This is a genomic window from Mesorhizobium sp. L2C084A000, assembly GCF_000502875.1.
Classification (GTDB): Bacteria; Pseudomonadota; Alphaproteobacteria; order Rhizobiales; family Rhizobiaceae; genus Mesorhizobium.
On sequence record NZ_AYWX01000003.1, the window covers coordinates 1 to 12,134 of the forward strand.

The following is a 12,134-nucleotide window of genomic DNA, read 5'->3' on the forward strand; positions in this document are numbered from 1 at the left end:
CCCACATTGGCCTGACCCTCCCTCCTTGCCCCTATAACTTAATAACGCAACGGGCCCGCAAGGGGGGAGATTGGCCGGCAGGCCAGAGGGGGGTGTGAAGGATCGCCAGCCTACGGAATGACGGAAGGCCGTTCAATCCTTCGACTGTTGGATCAGCCCATAGAGATTGGTGCAGCGGGCGCCGGAGCGGCAATAGGCGAAGACCGGGCCGTCGAGTTCGTCGAGCGCTTCGGCCTGATCCCCGACATTCTCGGCCGTAATCTGGCCGCTGATGACGGGGATGTAGCGGAAGGCAAGCCCTGCGGCTTCGACCGCTGCCTTGACGGTGTCGGCAGAAGGCTGGCCGGGCTGTTCGTCATCGGGCCGGTTGCAGATGACGCTCTTGAAGCCGGCTTCCTTGATGGCGGCGACGTCCTCAGGCTGGATCTGGCCCGAAACCGAATAGTCCTCGCTGATTTCGCGGTATTCCATGGCAGCATCCTCGCAAACTGGTCAGGCGGCAGTCTTGCCACTCCCCGACATGGGCGGCAATCCATACCGAAGGAATTCTCTGCCAAATAGACACTGCGTGCCGGAAAATCCAACCGGGCCGATGCGGCCCGGCTGGACAATCCTTCATACTCAGCTGCCGAGAATGGCGCCTTTGATCTGACGGATGTTGTTGTGCATCATGTCGATATAGGTCGCAGCCGGGCCGTCGGGCTGCGACAGCGCATCCGAATAGAGCGTGCCGCCGACCTTGATGCCGGTTTCGCTGGCGATCTGTTCGATCAGGCGCGGGTTGGTGATGTTCTCGACGAAGATCGCAGCCGCCTTGTCCTGCTTCACCTGATTGACCAGTTTGGCGACGTCTGCGGCGGATGGCTCGGAGTCGGTCGAGATGCCTTGCGGGGCGAGGAAGGTCAGGCCATACGCGTGTTCGAAATAGCCGAAGGCGTCATGCGAGGTGATGACGACGCGCTTGCTCTCCGGGATCGAGGCAATCGCAGTTTTCACTTCACCTTCGACCGCGTCGAGCTTCCTCGTGTAGGCGGCGGCATTGGTCTGGTAGCTGACGCAGCCGTCCGCATCCGCCGCGCAGAAAGCCTCGGCGATGTTCTTCACGTAGATCCTGGCGTTGGCGATCGACTGGAAGGCGTGCGGATCGGTGACCGTCTTGCCGCCGCCGGTGCCGGCACCTTCGGCCGCGTCGGCGTCGGCGAATTCAGGCTTGAAATCGATCGGCGTCACGCCCTTGGTCAAGGTAATGATAGACGCCTTGGTGGCGCTGGCATCGACCAGCCGCTGCAGGAAACCTTCGAAATGCAGGCCGTTGACCAGCACGATGTCGGCCTTGGCCATGGCCACAGCATCGGCCGGGCTCGGCTCGTAGACATGGGCGTCGCCATCCGGCCCGACAATGGTGGTGACGTCGATGCGGTCGCCGCCGACATTTTTGGCGAAATCGGCAATGACGGTGAAGCTGGCGACCACTTTCAGCGGTGCCGCCAAGGCCGACGATGCGCCAAAGGCGGTTAATGTTATAACGCTCATAGCCAAGGCGGCATGGATCGATTTCAGCATAGACGGGTCTCCTTCTAGGGGCGGGGATCAGGCCGTTCTGTGACGGTGATGGATGATGCGCGCGCGCAGAATGCCGCGCGTGCCAAACAGGATCGAGGCGAAATAGACGACGCCGGCCGACAGGATGATGGCCGGGCCGGACGGCAGCGACGCGTGATAGGACAAAAGCAGCCCGGCGACGCAGGACGCGAAGCCGATCAGCACCGCCAGCACGCACATCGGCTCGACGCGAACTGTCCAGAAGCGGGCGGCTGCGGCCGGCAGCATCATCAGCCCAACCGACAGAAGCGTGCCGAGTGCCTGGAAGCCGCCGACAAGGTTGAGCACGACAAGGCCGAGGAAGATGAAATGCACCGGACTGCCGAGCCGGCTGACCGAGCGCAGGAACAGCGGGTCGAGGCATTCGGCGACCAGCGCCCGCCAGAAGATCGCGAGGCTGACCAGCGTCACCGCGACGATGCCGCCGATCAGCGTCAGGGCCTCATCGTTGAGCGCCAGCACGGTGCCGAACAGCACGTGCATGAGATCGACGCTGGAACCGCGGATCGACACCATCAGCACGCCGATGGCGAGCGAAATCAGATAGAACGCCGCCATCGAGGCGTCCTCGCGCTGGATGGTGAAGCGCGAGACGGCGCCGGCGCCGAGCGCGACGATGACGCCGGCGATCAGGCCGCCGATGGTCATCGGCAGGATCTCCAGTCCATAGAACAGGAAGCCGGCGGCTGCACCGGGCAGGATGGCGTGCGCCATCGCGTCGCCCGACAGGCTCATGCGTCGCAGCATCAGGAAGACGCCGATAGGGCAGGCGCCGAGCGACAGCATCAGCGAACCGATCAAAGCCCGCTGCATGAAGCCGAAATCGGCGAAGGGCGCGATGACAAGACCGTAAAGCATGTCCATCAGGCAGCCCTCGGTCCGACGCCGTGTTGATGGTCATGGTGATCGTGGCCATGGTGATCGTGACCATGAGCGTCCTCGCCCGGCTCGCACCAGGGTGCATTTTCTTCCCAGGCTTCGTGGAAGCGGCGGGCGCGCAACAGGTTATCAGGCTTCAGCGTTTCCCTGGTTTCGCCCCAGGCGATCGGCTGGCGGGCGAGAAGCAGCGTTTCGGGGAAATTCTGCCGCACCAGGTCCAGATCGTGCACGACAACCATGATGGTGCGTTCCTCGCCATGCCAGTGCTTGATCAGGGCAATGAGGTCGCCGACCGTCTTGGCGTCGACAGCATTGAAGGGTTCGTCGAGCAGGATGAGGTCGGCGTCCTGCAGCAGGACACGCGCAAACAGCGTGCGCTGCAACTGGCCGCCCGACAGCGTGTCGATCGGCCGCTTCTCGAAACCGCCGAGGCCAACCGCCATCAGCGCCTTGCTGACGTCTTCGCGATCTTCCTTGGTGTAGCGGCCAAGCAGGCCGCGCCGTGGCCACAGGCCGAGCGAAACCAGATCCACCACCCGTGCCGGAAAGGAGCGGTCGAGCTCCGATTGCTGCGGCAGATAGGCGGCACGTACACCGGGCGCGCGGATAACCTCGCCGGCCATCGGCTTCAGGACGCCGACAATGCCTTTCATCAGCGTCGATTTGCCGGAGCCATTGGCGCCGACCACAGCGGTCAGCGAGCCCTTGCGGATGGTGCCGTCGAGATGATGGATCGCCGGATGGCTGCCGTAGCCAAGCGTCAGGTCGCGGAATGTCAGGCAGGTATTTGTCATTCTGCGATCCGTAGGCGGCGAAATCCGGCTGCTGGCAGCGGCCGACTGGATATGTGATGTTATTACATTAGTCAACAAGCCAATCCGGCGGAATTGCGGCCGCAGGGTCAACTTGCCGTGTTTGCACATCCATATGCCATTGGCCCAAGGGGATTCGACCTGACGATCTTGCCCGAAGCCGGTCGCGACTCTAAAGAAGCGCAACCGCCACAGGAAGGAACCATCCAATGAGCATTCGTCGCATCGATGTTGGCCCGCGCATGAGCCAGATCGTCATCCATGGCAATACCGTCTATCTGGCTGGTCAGGTTGGCCAGCCAACCGGCAACGTCGCTTCGCAGACCAGGGACATCCTGGCGGCCATCGACGAACTGCTGGCCAAGGCCGGTTCCGACAAGACCAAGATACTGCAGGCGATCATCTGGCTGGCCGACATGAGCACCTTTGCCGAGATGAACGCGGAGTGGGACAAGTGGGTGCCGCAGGGCAACACGCCAGCCCGCGCCACCGGCGAAGCAAAGCTCGCCACCCCGGATTATCTGGTCGAGATTATTATTACCGCGGCGATTTGATCGGCGGCCTTCTACCTCCCCCTTGTGGGGAGGTCGGACCGAAGGTCCGGGTGGGGGTCGGCGCCGCTGCCCTCCGCTATGGCTCCGGGCGTTCGGCGTTCGAAAAGCCAAATCGTTGGCTTTTCGCCAGCCTGCGGCTGGACACGCCTCACCCCTGCGACGGCCTGAACCTTGCCACCAGCGTGTGGCTCTCGGCTGCGTAGGTAAAGCGTACATGGGTGACCGGATGTTCGGCGCTCCATGTCCGTCGCTCTACCACCAGGCATGGCGCGCCGGCTTCGATGTCGAGTGCGGCCGCTATATGCCTGTCGGCGGCGACAGCGCGAATCCGGTGCTCGGCTTCGCTCCACGGCACGCGGCCGATCAGCCATGGCCCTGGCGCTATGGCCAGGAATTCCTCATCGGCTGCTTCAGGCACGGCGGTGAGGTTGATCAGCCGCTGCTCATGCGCGAACGGCCGCTCGCCGGCGAAATGCCCGCATTCTAGCGCCAGAACCGGTCCGGCCAAGCCCAATTCCAGCGAGGCGCGGTCCCCGGCGCTGCTGCGCCTTTTGTGTCGCATCACGCGCTCGTAGCGATAGGGCAGACCGAGCGCTTCGACCTCGATGCGGATATCGTGGATTTCCAGCACCGCCGCTTGCGACTGCGGCCGGCGCACAAAGCTGCCTGAGCGGCGGCGGCGTTCGATCAGCCCGGCCTTGGCAAGCTGTGACAGCGCCTTGTTCACCGTCATGCGCGAGCAATTGTATTGCACGCTCAATTCGTGCTCGAACGGGATGCGATGGCCGGGCGCCCAGGCCCCGGACGTGATCTTCTCGCTAATGTCGGTCAGGATGCGCTGGTGCAGCGAGCCGCCACCTTCCGCTACCACTGTGTCGGCCATGCTCATGCCGAAAGCGCCGTCATCACGCTGCGAAACCGCCCGGCGATGGCCTCTCGCTTCACATGCCTGCCGCCGCTAACCTGTTTGAGCCCATGCACCCAGACGCAGTCGACCTTGCCGCCATTGGCGAAGATCCAGGCGTCGAGAATTGCGTCGCCGGTCTTGCCGGCCAGCGAGGGATTTTTGGGATCGAGCGAGACGAGATCGGCCGAGGCGCCGGCGGCGATCGCGGAAGCACCGGCGCCAAGCGCGACGCTGCCACCGTCGAGTGCGGCGTCGAACAGCGCGCGGCCAGTCGAGCCGCCGGCGACCGCCAGCACATTACGGGCGCGGCGGGCGAGGCGCTGCGAATATTCGAGCTGGCGCAACTCGTCCGGGAGGCCGATGAGCACGTTGGAATCGGAGCCGACCCCGAAGCGGCCGCCATGGTCTCTGAACAGTGGCGCTGCAAAAGTGCCGTCGCCGAGATTGGCCTCGGTGATCGGGCAAAGGCCGGCGATGGCGCCACTCCTGGCCATGGCAACGGTTTCAGCATCGGTCATGTGCGTGGCGTGGATCAGGCACCAGCGCTTGTCGACCTTGGCATGCCCAAGCAGAAATTCGACCGGCCGCGCGCCCGACCAGGCAAGGCAATCCTCGACCTCTTTCACCTGCTCGGCAATGTGGATGTGGATAGGCCCATCCGGTGCTATGGCAGTCACCTCAATCAGTTCTTCCGGTGTCGCGGCGCGCAAACTGTGCGGAGCGACGCCGACGACAGCCTGATTCAGTGCACGAACCGATTCGCGGCATTTCTCAACAAGCCGCGAGAACCGATTCACATCGTTGATGAATCGCCGCTGGCCTTCGTTTGGCACGGCACCGCCGAAAGACGAGTGCGCATAAAACACCGGCAACAGCGTCAGGCCGATGCCCGTCTCGCCGGCCGCGGCCGCAATGCGTTCGGCCATCTCGGCGAGGTTGGCATAGGGTTTTCCATCGCGGTCGTGATGCAGATAGTGAAATTCGCCGACGCGGGAAAAACCGGCCTCCAGCAACTCGACATAGAGCTGCGCTGCAACCGCCTCGACCTGATTGGGCGTCATCGACAGGGCGAAGCGGTACATCACCTCTCGCCAGCTCCAGAAACTGTCGGCGGAGGGGCCGCGAAGCTCGGCAAGGCCGGCCATGCCGCGCTGGAAGGCGTGGCTGTGCAAATTGGGCATGCCGGGCAACAGGATCGCGTGGCGTTCGTCGTCGGCTGTCGCAGCGGCACCAGGCTGAACGGCTGTAATGCGCCCCTCGGCCAGGGTGATCCGCACATTATCGCGCCAGCCATTGGGAAGGAGCGCCTGTTCCGCAAAGATCGCTGCCACTTTTCTCTCCGGTTCTCTGTCTCTCATGCGATGATGGCACTTGCAGTGCGTTTCGATATGTATATACATAATCGTCATCGATTGAAACGGAAAAGATGATGGCTGGACAGAGCAAAAGCCGGGCAGGGGATCTTCGTCTGTGGCGCAATGCGCGGCTCGCGACCATGGCCGCAGGGTCTGCCGGACTTGGCATCGTCGAACACGGCGCGGTCGCTTCGCGTGACGGCCGCATTGTCTATGCCGGCCCCGAGTCGGAGCTGCCCCCAACACTTGCCCAGGGCGTCGAGACGATCGATTGCGAGGGCCGCTGGATCACACCCGGCCTGATCGACTGCCACACCCATCTGGTCCATGCCGGCAACCGCGCCAACGAATTCGAGATGCGGCTGGCCGGCTCCACCTATGAAGAGGTCGCCCGGGCCGGCGGCGGCATTGTCTCCTCGGTCAAGTCGCTGCGCGCCGCCAGCGAAGACGAACTGGTCACTCAATCGCTGCCGCGCCTCGATGCGCTGATCGCCGAAGGCGTGACCACCGTCGAGATCAAGTCCGGCTATGGCCTCGACCTCGAAAACGAGAAGAAGTCGCTGCGTGCCGCCCGCCAACTGGGCGAGCAACGGCCGGTGACGATCCGCACGACCTTCCTCGGCGCTCACGCGCTGCCGCCGGAAGCCAAGGGCGACAAGGACGCTTTTATCGATCTGGTCGCCAATGAGATTCTTCCTTCGGTTGCCGCCGAGGGGCTGGCCGATGCCGTCGACGGTTTCTGCGAGGGCATCGCCTTTTCGCCGGAACAGATGGCGCGCGTCTTCGATGCGGCCAAAGCGGCCGGCCTGCCGGTCAAGCTCCATGCCGACCAGCTGTCCAACCTGCATGGCGCCGAACTCGCCGCCCGCTACGGCGCTCTGTCGGCCGACCATCTCGAATACACCGATGATGCAGGTGCAGCGGCGATGGCCAAGGCCGGAACCGTGGCGACGATCCTGCCCGGCGCCTACTATTTCATCCGCGAAACCAAGAAGCCGCCGATCAGCCTGTTTCGCCAGCACGGCGTCAAGATGGCTGTCGCCACCGACAACAACCCCGGCACCTCGCCGCTGACCTCGCTGCTTCTGACCATGAACATGGCCGCGACCCTGTTCGGCCTGACCGTCGATGAATGTCTTGCCGGCGTCACCCGCGAGGCGGCCCGCGCGCTTGGTTTGCTGGAAGAAACCGGCACGCTTGAGGTCGGAAAGTCCGCCGACCTGGCGATCTGGGACATCGAGCGCCCCGCCGAACTCGTCTACCGCATGGGCTTCAACCCGCTGCATGCCCGCATTTGGAGAGGACAATGACCGAACTGACCCTGAAGCCCGGCAATGCGACGCTGGCGGACTGGCGCGCCATCTATCGTGGCGCCGTGCCCAAGCTGGACAACGCCTGCCGGCCAAAGATCAAGGCGAGCGCCGAGGCCGTCGCCAGGATCGTCGCCAAGGGCGAACCGGTCTATGGCATCAACACCGGTTTTGGCAAACTGGCCAGCGTCCGCATCCCGGCCGAGGATCTCGAGACCTTGCAGCGCAACATCGTTCTGTCGCACGCCGCCGGCGTCGGCGAGCCGATGCCTGTTGCTGTCTGCAGGCTGATGATGGCGCTGAAACTCGCCAGCCTGGCGCAGGGCGCGTCCGGCGTGAGGCCGCAAACCATCGAATTGCTGGAAGCAATGCTGGCCAACGACGTCATCCCGGTGGTGCCGGCGCAGGGTTCGGTCGGCGCCTCCGGGGACCTTGCCCCGCTGTCGCACATGACCGCGGTGATGATCGGCGTCGGCGAATGTTTTACCCCGCATGGCCGTTTCCCGGCCAAGGTCGCCTTCGTCTCACATGGACTGGAGCCGGTGACACTGGGCGCCAAGGAAGGCCTGGCGCTGCTCAACGGCACCCAGTTTTCGACCGCCTATGCGCTGGCCGCCTTGTTCGAGGCCGAAGTGCTCTATCAATCGGCGCTGGTCGCTGGTGCCCTATCGACCGACGCGGCAAAAGGTTCTGACGCCCCCTTCGATCCGCGCATCCATGTGCTGAGAAAGCATCCCGGCCAGATCGAGACGGCCGACGCCCTGCGCAATCTGATGGCCGGCAGCGCCATCCGTGAATCGCATCGGGTTGGCGACGAACGCGTGCAGGATCCCTATTGCCTGCGCTGCCAGCCGCAGGTCATGGGCGCCGCACTCACCGTGCTGCGCCAGGCGGCCGACACGCTGGGCACCGAAGCCAATGGCGTCACCGACAATCCGCTGATCTTCGCCGAGGATGACACCGCGCTTTCCGGCGGCAATTTTCACGCCGAACCGGTGGCCTTCGCCGCCGACATGATCGCGCTCGCGGTCTGCGAGATCGGCTCGCTGTCGGAACGCCGCATTGCCATGCTTGTCGATCCGGCACTTTCGGGCATGCCGGCCTTCCTGACGCCGAAGCCCGGTCTGAACTCCGGCTTCATGATCCCGCAGGTGACGGCGGCGGCTCTCGTCTCGGAAAACAAGCAGAAAGCCTATCCGGCCAGCGTCGATTCGATTCCCACATCGGCCAACCAGGAAGACCATGTTTCGATGGCCGCGCACGGTGCGCGCCGGCTGATCGGCATGGTCGAGAACGCCACCGCGGTGATCGGCATCGAATTGCTGGCTGCGGCGCAAGGCTGCGACTTCCATGCCCCGTTGGCGTCGAGCGATGCCCTTGAGGCAGTGCGCAAGCTGGTCCGGGCCGAAGTGCCGCATCTCGACAATGACCGGCATTTCCACCCCGATATGGAAAAAGCCATCGCCATGGTGCGCAGCGGTGCGGCCATCGAGGCCGCCGGCGGCGTGGCTCTGCCGTCGATTTCCGGAGCGATGTGATGGCAAGCGCGCCCTGGCTGACGGTTACGCCCGGCACAGCCCCGTTGCTGGTGTCGCTACCGCACACCGGCATCGACCTGGCCGGCCTTGAGAATCGGCTGGTCTCGCCCTGGCTCGGCCGCCGCGATTGCGATTGGTGGATCGACAATCTCTATGACTTTGCCGCCGGCCTCGGGGCGACGGTGGTGCACACCGCGATCTCGCGCACCGTCATCGACGTCAACCGCGATCCCTCCGGCGCCTCGCTTTACCCCGGCCAGGCGACGACCGGCCTTTGCCCGACCGAGACTTTCGATGGCGATCCGCTCTATCGCGAGGGCGAAGAACCGGGGCCGTCGGAGATCGACGAGCGTCGCGAGAAATTCTTCGTGCCCTACCATGCCGCCCTGCAGGTCGAGATCGACCGGTTGCGTGGCTTGCACGAAAAGATCGTCCTCTATGACTGCCACTCGATCCGTTCAGTGCTGCCGCGCCTGTTTGAAGGCACGCTGCCGGTTTTCAACCTCGGCACCAATGACGGCAGGAGCGCCGATCCGACGCTGCAGGCGATGGTCGGCCAGATCATGGCCGAAACCGGTGAAACCTCTGTCATCAACGGCCGCTTCAAAGGCGGCTGGATTACACGCCATTTCGGCCAGCCGCAACAAGGCGTGCATGCGCTGCAGATGGAACTTTCCAATCGCGGCTATATGCGCGAGCCCGATGGCAAGGGTACGCCGGACAACTGGCCAGTGCCTTACGATGCCGAGTTTGCCGCACCGATCCGCGCCACGCTGCGGAAAATCCTCGAGACCGCGACATCCTGGGCGCGTGTCTGACATTAGGTCCTTTTATGGAGTGACGCCATGAACAATCCTCGCCACAACATCCGCGAAGTCCGCAGCCCGCGCGGCACCGAAATCAGCGCGCGCTCCTGGCTGACGGAAGCGCCGCTGCGCATGCTGATGAACAATCTCGATCCGGACGTTGCAGAAAATCCCAACGAGCTGGTCGTCTATGGCGGCCTCGGCCGGGCGGCGCGCACCTGGAACGACTTTGACCGCATCGTCGCCTCATTGAGGACGCTGGCCGATGACGAGACTTTGCTGGTGCAGTCAGGCAAGCCGGTCGGCGTCTTCCGCACCCACCCGGACGCGCCGCGTGTGCTGATCGCAAACTCAAATCTGGTGCCGCACTGGGCGAATTGGGAAAAATTCAACGAGCTCGATAAGAAGGGCTTGATGATGTACGGCCAGATGACGGCCGGCTCGTGGATCTACATCGGCACGCAAGGCATCGTGCAGGGCACCTACGAGACCTTCGTCGAGGCCGGCCGCCAGCACTATGGCGGCAATCTCCGGGGAAAATGGATCCTGACCGGCGGTCTCGGCGGCATGGGTGGCGCCCAGCCGCTCGCCGCCGTCATGGCCGGCGCCTGCTGCCTGGCGATCGAATGCAATCCGGACTCGATCGATTTCCGCCTGCGCACCCGCTACGTCGACGAGCGCGCCGACACGCTCGACGAGGCGCTGGAAAAGATCGAACGCTGGACCAAGGCCGGCGAGGCGAAGTCGGTCGGCCTGCTTGGCAATACGGCCGACATCGTGCCGGAGATGTTCAGGCGTGGCATTCGCCCCGATATGGTCACCGACCAGACCTCGGCGCATGATCCCATCAACGGCTACCTGCCGAAGGGCTGGACGATGGCCGAGTGGCGCGAGAAGCGCGTCAGCGACCCCAAGGAAGTCGAGAAGGCAGCCCGCGCCTCCATGCGCGAACATGTCGAGGCGATGGTGGCGTTCTGGAACGCCGGCGTGCCGACGCTCGACTATGGCAACAACATCCGCCAGGTGGCCAAGGAGGAGGGGTTCGAGAACGCTTTCGCCTTCCCCGGTTTCGTGCCGGCCTATATCCGTCCGCTGTTCTGCCGCGGCATCGGCCCCTTTCGATGGGCGGCCCTGTCGGGCGATCCGGAGGATATCTACAAGACCGACGCCAAGGTGCGCGAACTGACGCCCGGCAACACCCATCTGCACAACTGGCTCGACATGGCGCGTGAGCGCATTGCCTTCCAGGGTCTGCCAGCGCGCATCTGCTGGGTTGGCCTCGGCGACCGGCATCGGCTCGGGCTCGCCTTCAACGAAATGGTGGCCAGGGGCGAGTTGAAGGCGCCTGTCGTCATCGGTCGCGATCACCTCGATTCCGGCTCGGTCGCTTCGCCGAACCGCGAAACGGAATCGATGAAGGACGGCTCGGACGCGGTATCCGACTGGCCGCTGCTCAACGCATTGCTCAACACGGCGTCCGGCGCCACCTGGGTGTCGCTGCACCATGGCGGCGGCGTCGGCATGGGTTTCTCGCAGCACGCCGGCATGGTGATCGTCGCCGACGGCACGCGCGAAGCGGCCAGGCGCCTGGAGCGGGTGCTTTGGAACGACCCGGCGACCGGTGTCATGCGCCACGCCGATGCCGGCTACGAGATCGCCGTCGAATGCGCCAAGGAGCACCAGCTCAATTTGCCCGGCATTCTCGGCTGATTGGCTGAGCCGATGCGCATCCTGCGGGCAGCCGAATACCGGTCGATGCCGTGGAAGAACGGCGGCGGCGTGACGACGGAAATCGCCGTCTCGCCCACTGGTGCCGGGCTCGACGATTTCGACTGGCGCGTGTCGATGGCGCGCGTCGAATTGAGCGGTCCTTTCTCGCAATTTGCCGGGATCGATCGCACCCTTGCCGTGCTCGAAGGCGAGGGCATCGTCCTCGAGATCGCCGGCCACCCGCCGACATCCATAAACAGGACGACTGCCCTGTTTTCTTTCCCTGCCGACGTGCAGACCTCGGCCGCGCTGATCGGCGGACCGATCACTGATCTCAATGTCATGACCCGCCGAAGCCGGATGACGCATTCGGTCGAACGCCTGGTGATTTCGGCCCCCGTGGAAATCCGGACTGAAGCCGGCACAACGCTCATCCTGTGCTTGAACGGCGACGTCAGCGTGCCCGCCGCTGAACCGGTTCGCCTCGGACCGCTCGATACGCTGCGGTCCGGTCCGGTCAGCACCGGCCTGCTTGTCCAGCCCGCCCATGAGGCAACGCTGTTCGTGATCCGGATCTGCGCCGTCGCCGGCAACGATTAACGCTTGTTTCCAAACATGATCGCGGTACCGGCGAAATATAGCGTAAGCTGCTGGCGGCATC

12 protein-coding genes are annotated in these 12,134 nt (G+C 64.2%); 6 read left to right on the forward strand and 6 right to left on the reverse strand.

Features of this window, described 5'->3' with window-relative positions:
• Nucleotides 1-132 precede the first annotated feature (132 nt).
• From X735_RS157035 to aztA, 4 genes are all read right to left on the reverse strand, one after another.
• Nucleotides 133-471: a TIGR01244 family sulfur transferase gene (locus X735_RS157035; protein ID WP_023810166.1), complete on the reverse strand. Its 339-nt coding sequence runs from the start codon at nt 469-471 to the stop codon at nt 133-135.
• A gap of 150 nt (nt 472-621) precedes the next feature.
• Nucleotides 622-1,563: a zinc ABC transporter substrate-binding protein AztC gene (aztC, locus tag X735_RS157030; RefSeq protein WP_023810167.1), complete on the reverse strand. Its 942-nt coding sequence runs from the start codon at nt 1,561-1,563 to the stop codon at nt 622-624.
• 27 nt (nt 1,564-1,590) lie between these two features.
• Complete coding sequence (gene aztB / locus X735_RS157025) at nt 1,591-2,466, reverse strand: zinc ABC transporter permease AztB (RefSeq protein ID WP_031212890.1); 876 nt, start codon at nt 2,464-2,466, stop codon at nt 1,591-1,593.
• Nucleotides 2,466-3,275, reverse strand: a complete 810-nt coding sequence (aztA, locus tag X735_RS157020) for a zinc ABC transporter ATP-binding protein AztA (RefSeq protein ID WP_023810169.1) — start codon at nt 3,273-3,275, stop codon at nt 2,466-2,468. Before aztA ends, aztB begins: the two co-directional genes overlap by 1 nt.
• A gap of 227 nt (nt 3,276-3,502) precedes the next feature.
• Here aztA and X735_RS157015 point away from each other — a divergent pair, with 227 nt between their 5' ends.
• Complete coding sequence (locus X735_RS157015) at nt 3,503-3,847, forward strand: RidA family protein (protein ID WP_023810170.1); 345 nt, start codon at nt 3,503-3,505, stop codon at nt 3,845-3,847.
• 148 nt (nt 3,848-3,995) lie between these two features.
• On the opposite strand, the gene hutC is transcribed toward X735_RS157015, so the two are convergent.
• Both hutC and X735_RS157005 read right to left on the reverse strand, forming a co-directional pair.
• Nucleotides 3,996-4,736, reverse strand: a complete 741-nt coding sequence (gene hutC / locus X735_RS157010) for a histidine utilization repressor (protein ID WP_023810171.1) — start codon at nt 4,734-4,736, stop codon at nt 3,996-3,998.
• A complete protein-coding gene (locus X735_RS157005) occupies nt 4,733-6,085 on the reverse strand; it encodes a formimidoylglutamate deiminase (RefSeq protein ID WP_023810172.1) in 1,353 nt (450 codons plus the stop codon). Before X735_RS157005 ends, hutC begins: the two co-directional genes overlap by 4 nt.
• A gap of 98 nt (nt 6,086-6,183) precedes the next feature.
• Between X735_RS157005 and hutI the strand changes: the two genes are divergently transcribed.
• Genes hutI through X735_RS156980 form a run of 5 tightly spaced genes read left to right on the forward strand, consistent with a single transcriptional unit; the run spans nt 6,184 to nt 12,073 of the window.
• Nucleotides 6,184-7,419 (forward strand): imidazolonepropionase, encoded by a 1,236-nt coding sequence (gene hutI / locus X735_RS157000; RefSeq protein WP_023810173.1) that lies wholly within the window; start codon nt 6,184-6,186, stop codon nt 7,417-7,419.
• Nucleotides 7,416-8,957 carry a histidine ammonia-lyase gene (gene hutH / locus X735_RS156995; protein WP_023810174.1) on the forward strand — a complete coding sequence of 514 codons (1,542 nt, stop codon included), beginning with the start codon at nt 7,416-7,418 and terminating at the stop codon, nt 8,955-8,957. Before hutI ends, hutH begins: the two co-directional genes overlap by 4 nt.
• Nucleotides 8,957-9,775 carry an N-formylglutamate deformylase gene (gene hutG / locus X735_RS156990; RefSeq protein WP_023810175.1) on the forward strand — a complete coding sequence of 273 codons (819 nt, stop codon included), beginning with the start codon at nt 8,957-8,959 and terminating at the stop codon, nt 9,773-9,775. Before hutH ends, hutG begins: the two co-directional genes overlap by 1 nt.
• Before the next feature lie 27 nt (nt 9,776-9,802).
• Complete coding sequence (gene hutU / locus X735_RS156985; RefSeq protein WP_023810176.1) at nt 9,803-11,473, forward strand: urocanate hydratase; 1,671 nt, start codon at nt 9,803-9,805, stop codon at nt 11,471-11,473.
• A gap of 12 nt (nt 11,474-11,485) precedes the next feature.
• On the forward strand, nt 11,486-12,073 hold the full coding sequence (locus X735_RS156980; protein ID WP_023810177.1) for a HutD family protein: 588 nt from the start codon (nt 11,486-11,488) through the stop codon (nt 12,071-12,073).
• Nucleotides 12,074-12,134: the final 61 nt, after the last annotated feature.